The sequence below is a fragment of the Bacteroides xylanisolvens genome, from assembly GCF_018289135.1.
In the GTDB taxonomy this organism is placed as follows: Bacteria; Bacteroidota; Bacteroidia; order Bacteroidales; family Bacteroidaceae; genus Bacteroides; species Bacteroides xylanisolvens.
Window position 1 is genome coordinate 1,552,785 of the sequence record NZ_CP072216.1, and the last position, 19,053, is coordinate 1,571,837.

The following is a 19,053-nucleotide window of genomic DNA, read 5'->3' on the forward strand; positions in this document are numbered from 1 at the left end:
GCGAGCCTTATGATCTAGCCATCCAACCATCGTCCACTGTCCAGCCATATACCGCCGTCCCTCCATTTCCCATCTGTCAGAATCCACCGTTTTTCCGCTTCTACATCACTAATCCGAATCGGATAGAATGTGCCTTGCCATGCTCCAGACCTTCCATCAGCATTGATAACATCCTCTATCTCTTTACAGACATAACGTTTGTTCCGGATTTCAAATATATTCCGCGTATCATAAACGTTAACATCATAACTCTTTATCTTGATGCCGTGCTTATAATCAATATCGTACATACGTGAATAGAGCATTTTATCTAAATATGCTAAGCGCAAATTACCTGTATATGGGGTGTCCTCACAGTTAAAAGAATGAGGGTAATCAATCGTGAAAACTTTAGGATTAAAATCCTTATCATCTTTGCGCTTTACGTAAAGAGTCATCGGTGACATTCCTTTGTAGTATGATACAGAAATCTTTTGTTGATTCTTATCTTTTTCCGTAGGGATGTTTTCTCCGCTTTGTATTAACTCATAAATACCATTACTTTCATCACTGGTACCAATCTTGCTTCCGGTTATTTTTGGAACTGTTACAAGTGATCGTTCAGAGTCGGGCATAAATACCGGCTCCATACCACTCTCATAAGTGATCCGTTCTATACCATAGTTCGTCATATCGGAAGGCATAATGTTTAATTTAATTTCATTTTCACTCTGCTCCCGAAGAACATCACCAAACATATTTACTTCATCTGTGTGCCATCCCCTATTCGAATCATCAGGCACCGTAATGTAGTACCGGCAACTATCATGTGTATAAAACAGATAGTTTTTAACAGCCTGATATCCGGATGAGCTAATACTTTCTACAAATTGAGTGAATTCCAGTACTGTATCAAAATCCTTTCGGGTCGCAGAAGAAAGAATATTTTTATCTATATGCTGTGGCTTGTAATATTCACTGTCAGTCGGTTCTATCAACACATTACTTTGAGAAGGGTCTTTGTCGTTCTCCCCCTCTTCTGTTTCGTATTCATCTACAACTTGCTGAACATGGCAAACCTGTGCATTTTTAAAATATTCTGCCCTGAACAGTATAGAAACTTCCTTCTTTCTATTATTGACAAGAAAACACAGATTAAAAAAACTCTCAAATTCCGTGATGAGTTCATTTATAGTCCATCCGGGAAACATTTTTGCATATTGGTTGGGGTGCCCATTTTGTGGCAAATAGAGCAAATTCCACTCCGAATCTTCCAGCTGATTAGTCAAAACTGTATATCCAAGTGCTTTCATTAACTTTCTAATATAAGCGCAAAGATACGGTTGCAGATAAATATCCACTCCTGTTTCTCTCAAATAGTTGGGAGATATAGTTGGCTTTGAAGTAGTAACAACAGTTACAGCTACCCTCCATCCATTAATCACACCCTTGTCTGTCATTACAGGAGGTATGCAATAATCCACGTCCGGATATATGCGTTTTACCAAGTTATTGATAATGCCTGTTGGAATTTCATCTTCTCCCATATCCAATGATGATACAAGCAAATCGTTTCCAATGAAAGAATTCAATTCGGAGTTTCCCGAAGCTATTTGTATGGATACTGTTGAATCTGTCCATCCCGTTATGATTTCCGTACCATTGCAATACACCCGGTTATCAGCGACCAATACAGCCTGTCTCTTGGTCTTTAGTTCGGCAATAGAGTTCAATCTGTTCAGATGTTCATATAAGTCTGCATTAATTGAGTTACTAAGCTGAAGAGTAATATCATACGTATACTCCCCATTCTTTGTAAAGAAAGGATTCTCACGTTTTACAGAAGTGCTAAAGTCGGCAGGAAGTACCACCGAAGTCCCATCAATATATAATTCAGTCATAGTCTGCTATCGTTAATCCCAAACTCAATCCATTGAATCCTCCAAACATAGAATATTCCCATTCTGTCCGCATTTTACTTCCTACAGAAAGATAATTGCAGTATTCATCCTGCCGAATTATTTCTTTCAATACACACATAATTCGCTGTAACTTGGCATAATGGAGCAATTCTTCCTCGTCAGTCTTACTACCGGAAGCAATTTTTTCACAAATAAAGAAGATTACCTGATTATCCTCCTGCCAGTTATCTTTGTTTTTAGAATCTCCTTCCGCATCGGGATAATTGGCACACAGAAGTACCCCTGTTTTATCCTTGAGTTTCTTGACCATGTGTTCCTCTTTAACTGCCAGGAAACAACAATCAATCTTATCTTCGCTCTTCTGATTAACTTTAACCTGAAGCTCCACCATTAGTTCTCTGAACCGGATGATATCTATCATAATTAAATTAAGTTATTCTGTTCAACATCTGCCATTTTAAATGTAAATTCTATAGCTTTCAGTATGCTACGGTTAAAGCTACGTTCATAATTCTGTTTTGTCACAATAATAGGGAACCAACTATCTTCATACCAGATATCTACTTCTTGGGCATTCAACAGATTATGCCATAACTTATAATCACTCTGCAGGAAAATAACCCCACTACTAACTGTATATTCATCCTTTGGTTTTACTCCGAATTTACGATCTACACCAAACATCTTCGCCGTATCACTCTCATCATTGCCTTTCATAGTCATACCGCCTACGGTAGTCATTGTTTCCGGCATATCATATACGTTTTTATACCGGAAACGTTGAACCTCTTCATATCTCGTCTGATCTACCAAAAACTTAAAAACATCACTTCCTTTCACCAATTCATAACTACGGATCATTTCATTTATATCTGGAAGAATATTCCCAACCCTTTCCATACTTACATCCAAAGTTACAGGCATTTTTTCCCCTTTATGTACATATAGTTGTTCCGGATAAACCGCTCCGGATAAAGTACGGACATTCAATAACACTTTATCACCATCTGTAAATACGCTACTTGCATACTCCATTGCACCATTACGTGTCACTTTCTCCCGAACCTCACTCAACCATCCTGGAGCCGATGCCTCTTTTTTTGTCTGCAGCCGGCTAAACATCACATAACTTTGTGAATCTTGTAGTCCATTGATAAAGAAAGTAAAGGTACCAGCAGCATTTGTCTGCCAACTTGCTTCTCCAGCACACCATACTCCCCATAAAGCCAACTCACAGAATTTGCCCAGTTTTCGCACTCTTACCTGATAGTTGGCATCCGGAACATATTCCTCTTCCAAAACCGTTTTACCTCCATACTGCACAGAGAAAGTTATGGTAGAATCCGTATCTATAATATAATCCTGCATCGTAGCACAGAACTCTTCTGCTCTAGGTCTTTGAATCACATTCATAATCTCATGTATTTGTTATGTTTATCATTCTCTGGTAACAGATTATAGGTGACCGCTCCACCGTCTCTTGCCTTCTTCATCTCATCAATCCAAACCATAGCATCATCATTCATCCATTCGGATAATAACTTGATATCCTCAATAGATGCAGGATCGCTCTCCATTGCACCACTTGCAGACACATATCCCCTGATTACTCCTGCTGGAATAATTTTCAGTTGCATACGTTTTAGGGCAATACTCATTCCCAATAATGTAACAGCTTTGCAAGCTGCAAAATGCGCTTCATTATTTTCATTCATAGTCAAGAGTGCATTCCACCCGTTTCCATATGCCTTTTTCACATAAAGCAATTGTGCCTCCTTGATGAATGGCAGCAATAACATAAAAGTACGCTCGCTCTTGTCAATAGGAAAATAGGTGTCAAAATCCGCTCCACTGCGTATCAGTAATAGCTGAGACATTTTATAAGTCCGGCCCTCCTTCCATTCCTTAATTTCAGAAGTATTGAGATAACGTATCAAAGCGTCTACTGCTTTATAATAATCTTCCATATGCCGGGCATCATCCCTATCTAATTGCCATTCCCAAGGGAGCTTTTCACTGTTATCTGTAGCGATTTTGAATTTACGCCCATCATCTTCATGACTTAGATCATTTTTTTGGTACATACGTAATGTAGCCAACAAAGCGATAGGCCGTTGTACTTTCTTTATAAGGTCTTGATCTGCATCCTCTTTTGTCTCTTTATACCAGCCTTCCACTTTTTTGTATAGTTCAACACCAATCAATGCGGAAATTTCCTCTGTTGCCAACTCAATATCAGTTATGATTTTATTGAAATCATTATTTGCATAATAATTCCCAGTCAGTTCCCGTAGTTCCCTACTACCATTATCATCCTTATTGAATATCATACTATATCATTTATTTGTTACGCTTTAATAAAGCATCTGCTTTGTATTTATCATCCAGCAACTTCATCATTACGCGGAGTAATAATGTATCATCCGCTTTTTCTATATTTCCAAAAATTCCGGATTCTGCTACGGAAAACAGAATTCCACTCATTCCCAGACTTTGCTCCTTGGGCGTGTTCGCGTCCTGTGTTTCTTTGGTAAAGATGGATTCGAACGAAATCTCTATTCCATCAATAATAAATGTGCCTGTAAGCAAATAGTGACAGAAGAAAGCAAACCATGCATATACTCCCCACTGAACCTGCTTCGGCATCATCCTAATCCTGTTTGAATAGAAATTTATTCGTTCCTGCTTAAATTCTTCCCTGTATTTACCATCAAAATCAGACTTTCCTATTTTTCCTCCTGGACAACGATAAAGAATACCGCATAAGGCTTGCAATAAAGAAGGGTCCTGTGTATCATTGTAGCCATTCATCATCATAACCGCATTACGGAATTCCCCAAATGTCAAATCACTGCCATGAGAAAGCGGACCTTTATATTGTTTCCATTCAGGTAACAGATTCTTTGTACTTGAAAAGATAAGTTCAACCTCTTTCCCCCCTTTACCTTCACTCCACATCCATCCCAGCGTCAACGCTAATTCATCAATCAAAACATAATAATCAATGCTGCTCTTTCTCCGGATGCCACGATTGGAAAGAACAAAACGGCACCACTCTCGTTTCACGTCCATTAAAGTTATTTTAGGGCGTTCAATCAATTTCTGACGCAAGCGAAGCAAGTATAACCACTCTGCAGGAAGAACTTCCTCCCAACAATCCGGAAAATCTATCTGTCTGTTTTTCATAATTACACCTGATTTGCTGCCCGTTTATCTGACGTTACATTATCCTCTTTATTGATAACCTTGCGATACATACCAATAAAAAGACCTTTCTTATGTGGAAAGTTTATTCGGACCGCATCATTCAGGGCCTCCAACGCTATTTCCTCCGGGATTTGTGTATCAGCCCCATAGAAAATCTTTAATGCATATAGCATTTGGCTGCCACTGTCACCTTTGCCGTCGATGATGATGTTGGATAACGCAGGATTCAATCCAAAGCCGCTTGTAGTAGAGCTATCAGCTATCCTTGATATTTCCGCCTGTGCTGCGATGTATTTATCTACGTTCATTTCGATTGGCTCGATTTTCCATGATTGCAGGTTTCCGTCCTGATCCACAAAGTCCACACAAGTGAAGAATTTACCTGCATTCTTTTTACCGGCCATGACATCTGCAATCCTCTTGGTAAGTTCATCCCGCAAACGGTCTATTTCTTCGTATATCTGTGCTTCTCTCCATTCTTCGTGCATGGCACGTATCATTTCTTCTTTCTGCCTCCAATACTCTTCCGGCTCATGAACAATGTATGCAGATGCAATCATATTCTCATTTAGATATTGGATTATTTCCGGAAGGGTATTAGCATCCAATAGCCAGGGAATCGAACCATGAAAACTGGAAATCGCATACATATTGCGCCCAAAACTACGCATACTATGATATTTCACAGCGGTTTCCGTAGCTGAAGGATTCCATTTATCGAAGATGCTATACAACATCATCCTCTTACTGGTATAACTGTCAAAATCCCCAATAAGAAATTGTTTCACATCTTCCAATCTCCGGCTGTCATTCTCCGGCCATACCATCCGGCAATCTGTACTGTGAAGGGCTTCCAAACGGGTTATCCACGGTTTACCGATCCGGATTGATTTGGCTGCATAGTATTTCACAAATACTCCTTTCATGTGATTGTACTCTACAAAAGCATTACGAATATAACTCCGATAATCCCATGTATCAAGCCATTCCTGTATCTCATTATCTATCAACCACTCTTGCACACGTTCGTTGTTGACTACATTCACCCGATAAAGCATCGGACCTTGACCATACATCAAACCTGTTTTGCGATCCAAAATGCCCGGTCCCAGATTATTCTTTTCAAGAATGTCACGTACTGTCTTCGGAAGATTATTATCAATTCCCCAGGGAACAACGCGAACTCCGGCTATTGTCACCGGATCACCATCCCAGTTGGAGGAAGAACCATTAAAAAAACTACTTAGTTCATTGTTACCTAAACTCATATTGATGGCATAGGTACCTACTCCAGCATCAACAAACCGGAAGCCTCCAATTTTCTCCTTTATTTCAGCCATTTCTATTTATATAAATTCTAGTTGTATTTATTATTAATGAGCCACAATATTCTTTCACTATCTCAACTAATTCTGGAATATGTTTTTCTATGATAGAATTAAACCATGGTTTAGGACGTCTCCGCCATTCTCTATCTGTTTTTTTAGTTATGACCCGCGTCCCTCCTTCCATGTTATATCCCTTTCCGACACCTAAATGCACAAATATCCCTTCTTCTCTAAATCTAAATCCAATACTTGTGATTTCTTCACCTCTCTTAGGAGACTTTCCAAAATGTCTATAATTCTGTTTTAGACTTTTTGACAGTTCTTTATCCTCCTCTATGTGAATTCCAATTGATGTTCGAAGCGCACTATCTACTTTTGCTCCCCACGCTCGAATTTTCTTATTGAATAACGCTACAGCTTTTGTATCTTGCTGCCGTTCCCACTGTTGAGTCATTCCTGTATCTCCTTCGATAGTCACATCAAGAGGCCACCTATTATCGGGCATTCGATTATATTTAACCTTTCTATTTTGCTTTTCTTCATACAATCTTTTATTCAATCCCATATATCTTAAACTTTATATGCAAAATTACGTCTGAGTTCGACCTTAAAAAAGGACACAAAAAAGTCCCGACTGTAAATACAATCGGGACTTTTTGTGACTATTTCAAACTCAAAATTTGAAATAGTCATTTAGCAGGAATCAAATTTCTTTCTATATATATTTCCTCGTTTAAATCTCCATTTTTCAGAGATTTACCATCTTTGCTACTATATTTCAGTTTTTTATCTCCGTATCTAATCACATCAGGTGTCATGCCTGTCTCTGATTCAATTTCATCAATGACTAAAAATAATTCGCGTAGGTCTTTTAAACCTGAAAGGAAATAATGTATCTCACTGTCTTTCATCTGAATCTCTTTTCTCGTTTACAACTATTCTTTGGTCATTCAAAGCTAAATCCAATTGATTACGAAGTTCTATTAGTTCTTCCCTAGCACAAGTGCATATATATTTAGAATATAAAGCAATAGTATATTCTTCCATGCACTTTATACCACCTGAATAACTACAGCTTTTTATAATTTTAAATATCGGATTACTCATAGTTTAACTCCTTTCTCTCCATTAGATTGGAGTGCATTTTGCAAACAAGCTATTAATTCAACAACTTCTTCAGCTGTCAATTCACACAATTCATAGTTACCTAGATAACTGATATTATAGTTATATTCTCCTGATTCAGTATCAGTATGTTTACGTTCACTTGTCACAAAGATGTTTTTATTAGTTATAGATTTATCCCGTTTCATAATGTACCTCCTTTCATCATTGAAGCATTGATACGTATATTCACACGGCTATTACCTACGATGAAATTCATTTCACCGTTTTCATCTTTACTCGTCCAGACTTTATCGTGTCCGGAAGTAATTAAATCACTAATTTCGTTGAAAAATTCTTTGACTTTCTTTGCCTCTACACATTTGGTGAGGACTTTCTTTTCTTTTTTCATGTTGATGAACTGTTTGACTATTAGGCAGAAAAAAACGGCTGCCATTTCCCGTGTCGTCAAACAGTTCATCAATTAACTCCAGAGAGCAAAAGAAGAATGGGAAAGGCAACCGCCATTTCATATGTATCATTTTCCGAGTATCAGAAAAATGATAAGTAAGGGCATAAAAAAAGCCCTCGAATTTCGTGAGCATTATCCGTTGCTCAATCCGGTATCATTAAGTGATAAACTGTTTGACTCTGCAAATATGCGGATAAAATTTGAGAGTGCAAAAGAAAAGTAGCATTTTTAGTGTCACTTTTCTTTTAAATGTCGATGTATTCACCAGTCATTATTTGTGTCAAGTATCTGACTTTTACCAGAAGTTGCATCCGATAATGAGACTATCATTGCCATATACTCCCTTTCACATTTCAGTTTTAAGTCCGGCCACGTCTTAGTCCATCGTTTATCCTGCATACCCTTTTCTTTATACTTTTCTCTATCAGTTATAAGTCCAAAACTCCATGTCTTTTTCCACTCCAAATCACTCGTCTCATGATTAAAATCCCCCATTGTTACTTTATATCGTCCATCTCTTACTTGAATCTTCAAAGTATAATTTACCCATCCATCAATACATCGATAAGACATCCCTCCAGGTGCAGCATATTTAAAAGTAAGCCCCCGATAAAGTACCCGTTGTCTTTGTATCTTTAAGTCTCGATCTTTGCCAGAAAAAAGACTATGCAAAAAATGAGTAAAGAAGAATTCATTGAAATCCTGTCTCGTCAACAGCGTAGCGGTTTGACGATAAAAGACTTCTGTATAAATGAAGCCTATACCGAATCAAGCTTTTACTATTGGAAAGGAAAGTTTGGCCTATCGAGGCGTTATCATATGGATAGGCATTCTTCCTCTTTAGAGGAGTTTGCACCGGTTAGCCTCACCTCTTCACCTGCTTCCCACTCTGCCTGTGATAGTGGCGCTATACAAACGGGTGAGATCCGGATAGAGTTCCCCGGTGGTATTATCGCCCACTTCAGTGGTATGGCTGAATCCCAGGCGGCCATGCAATTGCTCACTCAACTCTGCAATCGCCATGTTTTGCCTGAATGACACGATGCGCTACTTTCTCTGTCCGGGTAAGACAGATATGCGTAAAGGTATGAACTCATTATGCGGGGTTGTTCATGATAAAATGGGATATGATGTCCGTTTAGGTGATGTGTTTATCTTTATCAACCGCCAGCGCACTACAATGAAACTGCTACACGCGGAAGATGGCGGACTGGTTTTGTACATAAAACGACTTGAAGAAGGCACTTTCCGCCTTCCCTCTTATGACAAAGAAAGCAAGTCGTACCCTATGCAGTGGCGTGACCTGGTTCTGATGGTAGAGGGAATCAACGACGAACCTTCCAAAAGGCTCAAACGTCTGAAAGCGTTACGAAAAAGTGACATGCAGTACTGAAAAACAGCAGGTGAAACCTTGATTATACGGTTGCTTTTCTGTATTTTTGTATTGTTCAAAACAGGTATGACGAATGACTCAGACAGAAACATTAGAACTTTTGGTGGCCACACTCCAGCAGGCTAATAGCTCCCAGTCTGAGTCAATCGAGCGTCTGACCCGGCAGAACGAACAGCTGCAAAATAAGCTTCAGGAACTGCTGGCTCAGGTAGCCTGGTTAAATCGTCAGTTATTCGGCCGTAAGAGCGAGAAATTAGCCCATCTGGATCCGAACCAGCTATCACTGTTCGATCCACCTGTTCAGCCGTTGGAACACGAAATACCGGAAGAAGCCGCAGCCCAAGAACCTGTCTGCTCGACGACTCCCAAAAAGAAAGTGCGTCAGAACCGCAACATGTTGGATGGCCTTCCTGTAGTGGAGATTGTCATAGAACCCGAAGGAGTCGATCCGGATAAATACAAGCGCATAGGCGAGGAACGCACACGTACACTTGAATTTGAACCGGGCAAATTATACGTAAAAGAGATCATACGTCCCAAGTATGGCCTGAAAGACAATATAAGTTTGCCTCAGGGGCATCAGGGCAGTGTTATTATAGCCCCTCTTCCGCTATTGCCTATCTACAAGGGACTTCCCGGTGCCAGCCTGCTCACTGAAATCCTCTTGCAAAAATATGAATATCATGTACCATTCTATCGTCAGGTGCGTGAGTTTCACCATTTAGGCCTGAAGATCTCGGAAAACACGCTTCAGGGGTGGTTCAAACCTGCCTGTGAATTACTTAAACCTCTCTATGAAGAGTTGAAGAAACAGGTATTGAAGGCCGACTATATCCAGGTGGACGAAACGACATTACCGGTTATCAACAAACAGAATCATAAAGCGGTTAAGGAATACTTGTGGATAGTCAGGGCGGTTATGGATGGATTGGTCTTCTTTCATTATGATGACGGTTCCCGCTCACAGGAAACAGCCTGGAAATTATTACAAACCTTCAAAGGATATCTTCAAAGTGACGGCTATGCGGCCTACAACATCTTTGAGGGTAAGAAAGAGGTGTGCCTTGTCGGATGCCTTGCCCACATAAGGCGACATTACGAGGTTGCCAAAGAAGAGAATGAATCCCTGGCCGGATATGTTCTGGCTCAAATACAGCAACTCTATCGGATCGAACAGATTGCCGACCAGGAGGAACTCACTTATGAGCAACGCATGCTTAGAAGACAGGAACAGGCACTTCCCATACTTGAGCAACTGGAAAAATGGATGGAAACAGCCTATCCGAAAGTGCTTCCTAAAAGCCGGATGGGGCAAGCTATCGCTTACGCGTATCAACTTTGGCCACGTATGAGGAATTATCTGAAAGACGGCAGGCTTAAAATAGATAATAATCTGGCCGAAAATGCGATTCGTCCGATAGCCTTATCAAGAAAAAACTTCTTATTTTGTGGAAACCATGAAGCCGCGCAGAACACTGCCATAATCTGTTCGCTCTTGGCATCATGCAAAGCCTCCAACATTAACCCCCGGGAATGGCTCACGGAGGTGATTGCACTATTGCCGTATTATGCAGCCAACAAGGAGAAAGACCTAAAAGAGCTGCTACCCCATTGCTGGGAATCGGGAAACTCCAAAGAACTCTAATAATACTCTAACGAAAAACAAGAATATAAATACAGAATCACTATAGCTTTGTTCGATTTGCTATAGCGATTCTTTTTTATACGGGTACTTTATCGGGGGCTTACATATCACATATTCAAATAATACTCCCGCGTCAACGCTATATATTCCTCACTATACTGATGACGCGCCAATTCCGTCAACAACTCTTCTACCACACACTCCCGATTGGAAAAAGAAAAAGCAATCAGCGTACGTTTTGGAATACCGCCGGGCTTAGTAATTACATTGAGCTGACGAATCGCATACAACTTATTCATAGAAGCTATCACCTTTACCCGATCAACCACATCTGTCGGAATCACGGCCGTAAAAAGTCCGTCTGCTGCCAATAACCTATTTACCCCTTCCAGCAATTCTTCGTAGGTTAGAGAATTATTGTGACGCGCTGCAGTTCGCTGTCGATCCGGACACTCCAGCGAATCGACAAAATAAGGAGGATTTGAAACAATCACGTCAAATTTATCCGAAGACCGGTGTTTCTTAAAGTCAGCCTGCACCACTTCTATCCGCTCCTGCCAAGGAGAGCGAGCCACATTTTCCCTGGCCTGTCCGGCCGCCGCCTCGTCTATCTCCAATGCCACAATCTTTGCATCCGGCAAGCTGCGTTGAGCCAACATTAAAGCCACCAAGCCCGTCCCCGTACCAATATCCAATATCCGGCGCGCGCGCTCAACCGAAGCCCAAGCTCCTAAAAGCACCCCATCCGTACCAACTTTCATGGCACATTGATCGTGCCACACTGTAAATTGCTTAAATTGAAAATAAGGATTCGACATTTTATCCGTTTGTCTTAAAGCTGTTTTATTCTACTATTTTATTGCAAATCGCCAAAAATAAATAATAATTATGGAATACTCCCTCTACAAGCCGATATTTTGGCATTGTTTTTGTGTTTTTATTCTGCGCAGTGCTTTATTATTAGAGAGAATCAATTAACTTTGCAAACGATTTATGCATATCAGTATGACATAAACTAAATTAAAACGAAAAGATGAAAGAAAGATATTTATTGGAAGATGGAAGCGATAACAGCTTCTCGCTAATCACTGACTATGATGGGAACGACGAACAGGCATTTGATGTAAATGTGAAATCTGGTGAAATTCTTCCGGTACTCCCCCTACGTAACATGGTGTTGTTTCCTGGAGTATTCCTGCCGATCACAGTGGGTCGTAAGTCTTCTCTGAAACTCATACGCGACGCCGACAAGAAACATAAGGATATTGCTGTAGTATGCCAGAGATCGGCACATACAGAAGATCCGAAGCTGGAAGACTTGCACAACATCGGCACCGTAGGACGAATTGTGCGGATATTGGAAATGCCCGATCAGACAACGACTGTCATTCTTCAGGGAATGAAACGTCTGAACCTGACAAGCATTATCGAAACTCATCCGTACCTGAAAGGTGAAATAGAACTTTTGGAAGAAGACATTCCAAGCAAAGACGATAAAGAGTTTCAAGCCTTGGTGGAAACCTGCAAGGACTTGACAATGAGATATATCAAATCGTCAGATGTGATGCATCAGGATTCGTCATTTGCTATTAAGAATATCAACAGTCCGATGTTCCTAGTCAATTTCATCTGCTCGAACCTGCCGTTCAAGAAAGACGAGAAGATGGACTTGTTAAGCATCCACTCATTACGTGAACGCACATATCACTTACTGGAAATCCTGAACCGCGAAGTGCAACTGGCAGAAATCAAGGCATCCATCCAAATGCGTGCCCGCGAAGATATCGACCAGCAGCAACGCGAATACTTCCTGCAACAGCAAATCAAGACTATCCAGGATGAACTAGGTGGCGGCGGCCAGGAGCAGGAAATAGAAGAAATGCGCCAAAAGGCAGAAAGAATGCGTTGGAACGCAGAAGTCAGGGAAACATTTATGAAAGAACTGGCTAAACTGGAACGCACCCATCCACAATCTCCGGATTACAGCGTACAGCTTAACTATCTGCAAACCATGCTCAATCTTCCATGGGGTACGTATACAACTGACAATCTGAACCTTAAAAACGCAGAAAAGACGTTGAACAAAGACCATTACGGACTGGAAAAAGTGAAAGAACGCATTTTGGAGCATTTGGCTGTATTAAAGCTGAAAGGTGATATGAAATCACCGATTATCTGCTTATATGGCCCTCCGGGAGTAGGTAAAACATCTCTTGGAAAATCCATTGCATCTGCGCTCAAACGGAAGTATGTACGTATGTCTTTAGGCGGCGTGCATGACGAAGCTGAAATCCGCGGACATCGGAAAACTTATATCGGCGCCATGCCCGGACGAATCATCAAGAGTTTGATTAAAGCCGGCGCATCCAATCCTGTCTTCATCCTGGATGAAATAGACAAGGTCAGCGCCGACCGTCAAGGAGACCCCTCTTCCGCATTACTGGAAGTGCTTGATCCGGAACAAAATACTGCTTTCCACGATAACTTCCTGGATGTAGACTACGACCTCTCAAAGGTATTGTTTATCGCAACAGCCAACAACCTGAACACAATCCCCGGCCCATTGCTCGACCGTATGGAATTGATTGAGGTTAGCGGATATATCACGGAAGAGAAAGTAGAGATAGCCCGCAAGCATCTGGTTCCCAAAGAGCTGGAAGCCAACGGACTTAAAAAGACAGATATCAAGCTTCCCAAAGATACGTTGGAAGCTATCATCGAGTCATATACCCGTGAGAGCGGCGTTCGTGAGCTGGAAAAGAAGATTGGTAAAATCCTTCGTAAATCAGCCCGTCAATATGCTACGGACGGTTATTTCGCCAAGACAGAAATCAAACCGTCGGATTTGTATGACTTCCTGGGAGCACCGGAATATACACGTGACAAGTATCAAGGAAATGATTACGCAGGCGTAGTCACCGGATTGGCATGGACAGCCGTCGGAGGCGAAATCTTATTTGTAGAAACGAGCTTGAGCCGTGGCAAGGGCGGACGTCTCACACTGACCGGTAACCTGGGAGATGTGATGAAAGAATCTGCCATGCTGGCACTTGAATATATCAAGGCACACGCTTCTATCCTGAATCTGGACGAAGAAATCTTCGACAACTGGAATATCCATATCCACGTTCCCGAAGGCGCAATTCCGAAAGACGGTCCGTCGGCAGGTATCACGATGGCTACTTCTCTGGCTTCTGCCCTGACTCAAAGAAAAGTGAAAGCCAACATTGCCATGACGGGCGAAATTACCCTTCGCGGCAAAGTGCTTCCCGTGGGTGGCATCAAAGAGAAGATATTGGCAGCCAAGCGTGCCGGAATCAAGGAAATCATCATGAGTGCCGAGAACAAAAAGAACATAGATGAGATTCAGGAGATTTATCTGAAAGGACTGACTTTCCACTATGTAAACGATATAAAAGAGGTATTTGCCATTGCGCTGACCAATGAGAAAGTGTCGGATGCTATTGATTTATCCGTTAAGAAACCCAGCCAGGAATGACATTTGAGTTACAATATACAGACACTAAAAGTAATGCCCGTGCGGGTCTGATTACCACAGACCACGGGCAGATACAAACACCGATCTTTATGCCGGTGGGCACACTGGGCACGGTTAAGGGAGTACATCTGACCGAATTGAAAGAGGATATTCAGGCGCAGATTATTCTGGGTAATACCTATCACCTCTATTTGCGTCCGGGACTGGACGTGATCGAAAAAGCAGGCGGACTGCACCGTTTTAACGGTTTCGACCGCCCGATGCTGACTGACAGCGGTGGTTTCCAGGTATTCTCTTTGGCCGGAATCAGAAAGCTGCGTGAAGAAGGAGCTGAATTTCGTTCGCATATCGACGGAAGCAAGCACGTCTTCACTCCGGAAAAGGTGATGGACATAGAACGCACCATCGGCGCAGACATTATGATGGCTTTTGACGAATGTCCTCCCGGTGACTCGGATTATGAGTATGCCAAAAAGTCATTAGGTTTGACGCACAGATGGCTCGACCGTTGTATACAACGTTTTAACGAGACAGAACCTAAATATGGTTACAATCAGGCTCTCTTTCCTATCGTGCAAGGTTGTGTCTATCCCGACCTGCGCAAACAATCAGCAGAGTTTATCGCGTCCAAAGGGGCCGACGGGAACGCTATTGGCGGTTTGGCAGTAGGCGAACCAGTAGACAAGATGTATGAAATGATCGAGATTGTTAATGAAATACTTCCCAAAGACAAACCCCGTTACCTGATGGGCGTCGGAACTCCTGTCAACATTCTTGAAGGAATAGAGCGTGGCGTGGATATGTTCGACTGCGTTATGCCTACACGAAACGGACGAAATGGCATGTTGTTCACCAAGGATGGCATCATCAATATGCGAAACAAGAAATGGGAAACCGACTTCTCTCCCATCGAAGCCGACGGGGCTTCCAGCGTAGATACATTGTACAGCAAGGCTTATTTGCGCCATCTTTTCCATGCGCAAGAGCTACTGGCCATGCAAATTGCCTCGATACACAACCTGGCATTCTATCTGTGGCTGGCAGGAGAAGCAAGAAAGCATATTATTGCCGGAGATTTCTCGACCTGGAAGCCGATGATGGTCAAAAGAGTATCAACTAGATTATAAGAAATGAAAAGCAATCGATTTATAAAACGGCTGGACTGGTATATCATCAAGAAGTTCTTGGGGACATACGTATTTGCTATTGCATTGATCATTTCTATTGCAGTGGTATTCGATTTCAACGAAAAGATGGACAAATTGATGGAGCATGAAGCTCCCTGGGATAAGATCATCTTTGAATACTACATGAACTTTATCCCCTATTTCTCCAATCTGTTCAGTCCGCTGTTCGTATTCATTGCTGTTATTTTCTTTACCTCCAAGCTGGCAGAGAACTCTGAAATCATCGCTATGTTCTCCACCGGCATGAGCTTTAAGAGGATGATGCGTCCTTATATGATTTCGGCCGCTATCATTGCGCTGACCACCTTCACGCTAAGTTCGTACGTGATTCCTAAAGGAAGCGTGACGCGTCTGAACTTTGAAGACCGGTATATCAAACCCAAGAAACAAAATTCGGTAAGCAATGTACAGTTAGAGGTAGACAGCGGGGTTATAGCCTACATTGACAACTATAACAACGCCATGAAAACTGGTAACCGTTTTTCATTGGATAAATTCGTTGACAAGAAGCTGGTTTCGCATTTAACTGCACGCCGTATCACTTATGACACTGCAACTGTTCATAAATGGACAATTCACGACTATATGGTACGCGAATTAGATGGTTTAAAAGAAAAAATCACTAAGGGAGATCGAATCGACTCTATTATCAATATGGAACCTTCTGACTTTCTCATCATGAAAAATCAGCAGGAGATGTTGACCAGCCCCGAACTAAGTGACTATATAGAAAAACAAAAGCGAAGAGGATTTGCCAACATCAAGGAGTTTGAGATTGAATATCACAAACGCATTGCCATGTCGTTCGCTTCTTTCATCCTTACCATCATCGGTGTATCGCTTTCATCCCGGAAAACAAAAGGTGGTATGGGGCTCCACTTGGGTATCGGATTAGGGTTAAGTTTTTCTTATATCCTGTTCCAAACGATTACCTCCACCTTTGCTGTGAACGGAAATGTGCCTCCTGCCATTGCAGTCTGGATTCCCAATATCCTTTATGCAGGTATCGCATTCTTCCTGTATCAGAAAGCACCCAAATAACCAGAAAGCAACAAATAAAAGGATTGCAAACCTTCCGCAGTCTTCAGGAACTCGATCCGCAGACTGTCCCAAGGTTTCGGATATACCGCAGAAAGAAAGATATAAAAATAAGAAGTTCCGCCTATTCCTGCTAATGCAAGTGTAGGCGGAACTTTTTTGTTGTATCCATTTCCTCTTTTGTCTATTCTCCATTGTTTTCACCTGACGGTGATCCGGAAAATCCCTCTTTCTCCTTACATTCCTAAAATCGTTAACCGATTTCTTTTACATAAGCAGAAAGATCTGCAGCAGAGATGTTTTTGGCTATAATTACACCATTTCCATCCAATAAATAGTTAGTGAATCCCCGATTTAAACGGTATTTCTTAAATAATCCGGAATCCTCGCCTTCTGTTTCCACGAAACAAGTGGGCGTAACTATTTGATCCTTACGAACGGTTTCCTTAAATATTGACTGATATTCGTCAAATGAAACAGAAACCATTTCCACATTATGAGAAGAACGAAGCGCATTGCTTAAACTTACGTTTTGCATCCGGGACTGCGCGTCATAACTTGCCCAGAAACTTAGCAACACATATTTGCCTTTCAAATTTCCCAACTTAAAGGCGGGTTGCTCATTTGACGTAGATTCGATCTTAAAATCAGGGGCTACGTCGCCCTCACTCAAACCTCCGGTAGGTTTGTCTTTCTCAACGAAAGCGGTCAAGGAACAAATTAGTAATACAACAAAAATCCATTTTACATGCTTCATGTAATTCGGTTTTAGTTAATACTATCCGGGACTGTCCTTAAACAGTGGTTTCTTCCCGAAACGTTGTCTTTTCAGGCATCAGGCGAAGAGGAATCCGCTGATTATCAGAGCCTTTATTTTTGAAACCGGGTGCAAAGGTAAGTAAATATTAAATTAACTTCCAAGCAAATAAGCAAAAATCTCACTTTTTGGGTATAACTTTTTATGTTATTTAGCATAAAAACGAACTTTTTTCTCTACTTTTGCAGAGTTAAAGTCTATTTTTTATGCAACCATCAAATACTGAATTGATTCTGATTCGAGTTACCGGCGAAGATCGTCCGGGACTGACTGCTTCCGTGACTGAAATCCTTGCCAAATATGATGCTACGATCCTTGATATCGGCCAGGCAGATATTCATAATACATTATCGTTGGGAATTCTGTTCAAGAGCGAAGAAAGACACTCCGGATTCATTATGAAGGAACTCCTGTTCAAAGCTTCTTCATTGGGAGTGACCATCCGATTTGAACCTATCACCACCGAACAATATGACAACTGGGTAGGCATGCAAGGGAAAAACCGCTATATCCTGACGGTATTGGGACGTAAACTTTCCGCCCGCCAGATTTCTGCCGCTACAAGCATATTAGCCGAACAGGGCATGAATATAGACGCTATCAAGCGTCTGACAGGTCGTATCCCGCTGGACGAATGTCAGGCTGATACACGCACCCGGGCTTGCATCGAATTTTCAGTAAGAGGTACTCCGAAAGACCGCATTGCCATGCAGGAGAAGCTGATGAAGCTGGCCAGCGAACTGGAAATGGACTTTTCTTTCCAACAGGATAATATGTACCGCCGTATGCGCCGCCTGATTTGTTTTGATATGGACTCTACCTTAATCGAGACAGAAGTGATTGACGAACTGGCTATCCGTGCCGGTGTAGGCGACGAAGTGAAAGCCATCACGGAAAGCGCCATGCGTGGAGAAATAGACTTTACAGAGAGCTTTACCCGTCGCGTAGCCTTATTGAAGGGGTTAGACGAATCGGTAATGCAGGAAATAGCCGAGAACTTGCCTATCACAGAGGGTGTAGAGCGACTGATGTATGTATTGAAGAAGTACGGTTACAAGATCGCCATCCTTTCGGGAGGATTCACTTATTTCGGCCAGTACCTGCAAAAGAAATACGGTATAGATTATGTCTATGCCAACGAACTGGAAATCATCGACGGCAAACTAACCGGACGTTATCTGGGGGATGTAGTAGACGGAAAACGGAAAGCCGAACTGCTCCGCCTCATTGCACAAGTGGAAAAGGTGGATATTGCACAGACCATCGCCGTAGGAGACGGAGCCAACGATCTCCCTATGCTGGGGGTTGCCGGACTAGGAATCGCCTTCCACGCCAAGCCCAAAGTAGTGGCCAATGCCAAGCAATCAATCAACACTATCGGACTGGATGGAGTGCTCTATTTCCTCGGGTTCAAAGATTCTTACTTGAATATGTAATTAGACCAAAAAATAGATTATCTTTG

At 41.7% G+C, this 19,053-nt stretch carries 21 protein-coding genes; 7 read left to right on the forward strand and 14 right to left on the reverse strand.

Annotated elements, in window-relative coordinates:
• Window positions 1-14 precede the first annotated feature (14 nt).
• From INE92_RS06410 to INE92_RS06465, 12 genes are all read right to left on the reverse strand, one after another.
• Window positions 15-1,880, reverse strand: a complete 1,866-nt coding sequence (locus tag INE92_RS06410) for a hypothetical protein (protein ID WP_015531138.1) — start codon at window positions 1,878-1,880, stop codon at window positions 15-17.
• Window positions 1,873-2,322 (reverse strand): hypothetical protein, encoded by a 450-nt coding sequence (locus INE92_RS06415; RefSeq protein ID WP_015531139.1) that lies wholly within the window; start codon window positions 2,320-2,322, stop codon window positions 1,873-1,875. Before INE92_RS06415 ends, INE92_RS06410 begins: the two co-directional genes overlap by 8 nt.
• A gap of 2 nt (window positions 2,323-2,324) precedes the next feature.
• On the reverse strand, window positions 2,325-3,314 hold the full coding sequence (locus INE92_RS06420; RefSeq protein WP_015531140.1) for a hypothetical protein: 990 nt from the start codon (window positions 3,312-3,314) through the stop codon (window positions 2,325-2,327).
• Complete coding sequence (locus INE92_RS06425; RefSeq protein WP_015531141.1) at window positions 3,311-4,231, reverse strand: DUF6712 family protein; 921 nt, start codon at window positions 4,229-4,231, stop codon at window positions 3,311-3,313. The genes INE92_RS06420 and INE92_RS06425 overlap by 4 nt, the downstream gene beginning before the upstream one ends.
• A gap of 10 nt (window positions 4,232-4,241) precedes the next feature.
• On the reverse strand, window positions 4,242-5,087 hold the full coding sequence (locus INE92_RS06430) for a hypothetical protein (protein ID WP_015531142.1): 846 nt from the start codon (window positions 5,085-5,087) through the stop codon (window positions 4,242-4,244).
• A 2-nt stretch (window positions 5,088-5,089) separates the two neighbouring features.
• Window positions 5,090-6,448, reverse strand: a complete 1,359-nt coding sequence (locus INE92_RS06435) for a hypothetical protein (RefSeq protein ID WP_015531143.1) — start codon at window positions 6,446-6,448, stop codon at window positions 5,090-5,092.
• Window positions 6,441-7,001 carry a hypothetical protein gene (locus INE92_RS06440; RefSeq protein WP_015531144.1) on the reverse strand — a complete coding sequence of 187 codons (561 nt, stop codon included), beginning with the start codon at window positions 6,999-7,001 and terminating at the stop codon, window positions 6,441-6,443. Before INE92_RS06440 ends, INE92_RS06435 begins: the two co-directional genes overlap by 8 nt.
• A gap of 124 nt (window positions 7,002-7,125) precedes the next feature.
• Window positions 7,126-7,347 (reverse strand): hypothetical protein, encoded by a 222-nt coding sequence (locus tag INE92_RS06445; protein WP_015531145.1) that lies wholly within the window; start codon window positions 7,345-7,347, stop codon window positions 7,126-7,128.
• A complete protein-coding gene (locus INE92_RS06450) occupies window positions 7,334-7,543 on the reverse strand; it encodes a hypothetical protein (protein ID WP_008647605.1) in 210 nt (69 codons plus the stop codon). The genes INE92_RS06445 and INE92_RS06450 overlap by 14 nt, the downstream gene beginning before the upstream one ends.
• Window positions 7,540-7,749, reverse strand: a complete 210-nt coding sequence (locus INE92_RS06455; RefSeq protein ID WP_015531146.1) for a hypothetical protein — start codon at window positions 7,747-7,749, stop codon at window positions 7,540-7,542. The genes INE92_RS06450 and INE92_RS06455 overlap by 4 nt, the downstream gene beginning before the upstream one ends.
• A complete protein-coding gene (locus tag INE92_RS06460; RefSeq protein ID WP_143258542.1) occupies window positions 7,746-7,952 on the reverse strand; it encodes a hypothetical protein in 207 nt (68 codons plus the stop codon). Before INE92_RS06460 ends, INE92_RS06455 begins: the two co-directional genes overlap by 4 nt.
• Before the next feature lie 321 nt (window positions 7,953-8,273).
• Complete coding sequence (locus INE92_RS06465) at window positions 8,274-8,585, reverse strand: hypothetical protein (protein WP_212701988.1); 312 nt, start codon at window positions 8,583-8,585, stop codon at window positions 8,274-8,276.
• A gap of 102 nt (window positions 8,586-8,687) precedes the next feature.
• Between INE92_RS06465 and tnpA the strand changes: the two genes are divergently transcribed.
• The 3 genes from tnpA to INE92_RS06480 all read left to right on the forward strand — a co-directional run bounded on the left by tnpA (window position 8,688) and on the right by INE92_RS06480 (window position 11,050).
• Window positions 8,688-9,050 (forward strand): IS66 family insertion sequence element accessory protein TnpA, encoded by a 363-nt coding sequence (gene tnpA / locus INE92_RS27240; RefSeq protein WP_008640477.1) that lies wholly within the window; start codon window positions 8,688-8,690, stop codon window positions 9,048-9,050.
• The gene (gene tnpB / locus INE92_RS06475) at window positions 9,034-9,405 is read left to right on the forward strand and encodes an IS66 family insertion sequence element accessory protein TnpB (protein ID WP_015531149.1); all 372 of its coding nucleotides are present in this window, start codon (window positions 9,034-9,036) and stop codon (window positions 9,403-9,405) included. The genes tnpA and tnpB overlap by 17 nt, the downstream gene beginning before the upstream one ends.
• A gap of 73 nt (window positions 9,406-9,478) precedes the next feature.
• Entirely contained in the window at window positions 9,479-11,050 is a 1,572-nt protein-coding gene (locus tag INE92_RS06480; protein ID WP_005805141.1) for an IS66-like element ISBthe6 family transposase, read from the forward strand.
• A 107-nt stretch (window positions 11,051-11,157) separates the two neighbouring features.
• On the opposite strand, the gene INE92_RS06485 is transcribed toward INE92_RS06480, so the two are convergent.
• Window positions 11,158-11,868 carry a tRNA1(Val) (adenine(37)-N6)-methyltransferase gene (locus INE92_RS06485; protein ID WP_212701990.1) on the reverse strand — a complete coding sequence of 237 codons (711 nt, stop codon included), beginning with the start codon at window positions 11,866-11,868 and terminating at the stop codon, window positions 11,158-11,160.
• 215 nt (window positions 11,869-12,083) lie between these two features.
• Between INE92_RS06485 and lon the strand changes: the two genes are divergently transcribed.
• Genes lon through INE92_RS06500 form a run of 3 tightly spaced genes read left to right on the forward strand, consistent with a single transcriptional unit; the run spans window position 12,084 to window position 16,777 of the window.
• Window positions 12,084-14,549, forward strand: coding sequence for an endopeptidase La (lon, locus tag INE92_RS06490; protein WP_195436685.1), 2,466 nt, complete (start codon window positions 12,084-12,086; stop codon window positions 14,547-14,549).
• Window positions 14,546-15,676 (forward strand): tRNA guanosine(34) transglycosylase Tgt, encoded by a 1,131-nt coding sequence (gene tgt, locus INE92_RS06495; RefSeq protein ID WP_004315350.1) that lies wholly within the window; start codon window positions 14,546-14,548, stop codon window positions 15,674-15,676. Before lon ends, tgt begins: the two co-directional genes overlap by 4 nt.
• A 3-nt stretch (window positions 15,677-15,679) precedes the next feature.
• Window positions 15,680-16,777 (forward strand): LptF/LptG family permease, encoded by a 1,098-nt coding sequence (locus tag INE92_RS06500; protein ID WP_004315349.1) that lies wholly within the window; start codon window positions 15,680-15,682, stop codon window positions 16,775-16,777.
• 250 nt (window positions 16,778-17,027) lie between these two features.
• Here the strand turns inward: INE92_RS06500 and INE92_RS06505 are convergent, their stop codons facing one another.
• Window positions 17,028-17,531, reverse strand: a complete 504-nt coding sequence (locus tag INE92_RS06505; protein WP_004315348.1) for a thioredoxin family protein — start codon at window positions 17,529-17,531, stop codon at window positions 17,028-17,030.
• A gap of 266 nt (window positions 17,532-17,797) precedes the next feature.
• Here INE92_RS06505 and serB point away from each other — a divergent pair, with 266 nt between their 5' ends.
• The gene (gene serB, locus INE92_RS06510) at window positions 17,798-19,027 is read left to right on the forward strand and encodes a phosphoserine phosphatase SerB (protein WP_015531154.1); all 1,230 of its coding nucleotides are present in this window, start codon (window positions 17,798-17,800) and stop codon (window positions 19,025-19,027) included.
• Window positions 19,028-19,053: the final 26 nt, after the last annotated feature.

Bases quoted from the DNA above. Each gene is read 5' to 3' on its own strand.
- INE92_RS06485 (WP_212701990.1), bottom strand. From the start codon at position 11,868: ATGTCGAATCCTTATTTTCAATTTAAGCAATTTACAGTGTGGCACGAT.
- lon (WP_195436685.1), top strand. From the start codon at position 12,084: ATGAAAGAAAGATATTTATTGGAAGATGGAAGCGATAACAGCTTCTCG.
- INE92_RS06440 (WP_015531144.1), bottom strand. From the start codon at position 7,001: ATGGGATTGAATAAAAGATTGTATGAAGAAAAGCAAAATAGAAAGGTT.
- INE92_RS06450 (WP_008647605.1), bottom strand. From the start codon at position 7,543: ATGAGTAATCCGATATTTAAAATTATAAAAAGCTGTAGTTATTCAGGT.
- INE92_RS06460 (WP_143258542.1), bottom strand. From the start codon at position 7,952: ATGAAAAAAGAAAAGAAAGTCCTCACCAAATGTGTAGAGGCAAAGAAA.
- INE92_RS06415 (WP_015531139.1), bottom strand. From the start codon at position 2,322: ATGATAGATATCATCCGGTTCAGAGAACTAATGGTGGAGCTTCAGGTT.
- INE92_RS06420 (WP_015531140.1), bottom strand. From the start codon at position 3,314: ATGAATGTGATTCAAAGACCTAGAGCAGAAGAGTTCTGTGCTACGATG.
- INE92_RS06430 (WP_015531142.1), bottom strand. From the start codon at position 5,087: ATGAAAAACAGACAGATAGATTTTCCGGATTGTTGGGAGGAAGTTCTT.
- tgt (WP_004315350.1), top strand. From the start codon at position 14,546: ATGACATTTGAGTTACAATATACAGACACTAAAAGTAATGCCCGTGCG.
- serB (WP_015531154.1), top strand. From the start codon at position 17,798: ATGCAACCATCAAATACTGAATTGATTCTGATTCGAGTTACCGGCGAA.
- INE92_RS06465 (WP_212701988.1), bottom strand. From the start codon at position 8,585: ATGTCTTATCGATGTATTGATGGATGGGTAAATTATACTTTGAAGATT.
- INE92_RS06480 (WP_005805141.1), top strand. From the start codon at position 9,479: ATGACTCAGACAGAAACATTAGAACTTTTGGTGGCCACACTCCAGCAG.
- INE92_RS06410 (WP_015531138.1), bottom strand. From the start codon at position 1,880: ATGACTGAATTATATATTGATGGGACTTCGGTGGTACTTCCTGCCGAC.
- INE92_RS06505 (WP_004315348.1), bottom strand. From the start codon at position 17,531: ATGAAGCATGTAAAATGGATTTTTGTTGTATTACTAATTTGTTCCTTG.
- INE92_RS06455 (WP_015531146.1), bottom strand. From the start codon at position 7,749: ATGAAACGGGATAAATCTATAACTAATAAAAACATCTTTGTGACAAGT.
- INE92_RS06425 (WP_015531141.1), bottom strand. From the start codon at position 4,231: ATGATATTCAATAAGGATGATAATGGTAGTAGGGAACTACGGGAACTG.
- INE92_RS06435 (WP_015531143.1), bottom strand. From the start codon at position 6,448: ATGGCTGAAATAAAGGAGAAAATTGGAGGCTTCCGGTTTGTTGATGCT.
- tnpB (WP_015531149.1), top strand. From the start codon at position 9,034: ATGTTTTGCCTGAATGACACGATGCGCTACTTTCTCTGTCCGGGTAAG.
- tnpA (WP_008640477.1), top strand. From the start codon at position 8,688: ATGAGTAAAGAAGAATTCATTGAAATCCTGTCTCGTCAACAGCGTAGC.
- INE92_RS06500 (WP_004315349.1), top strand. From the start codon at position 15,680: ATGAAAAGCAATCGATTTATAAAACGGCTGGACTGGTATATCATCAAG.
- INE92_RS06445 (WP_015531145.1), bottom strand. From the start codon at position 7,347: ATGAAAGACAGTGAGATACATTATTTCCTTTCAGGTTTAAAAGACCTA.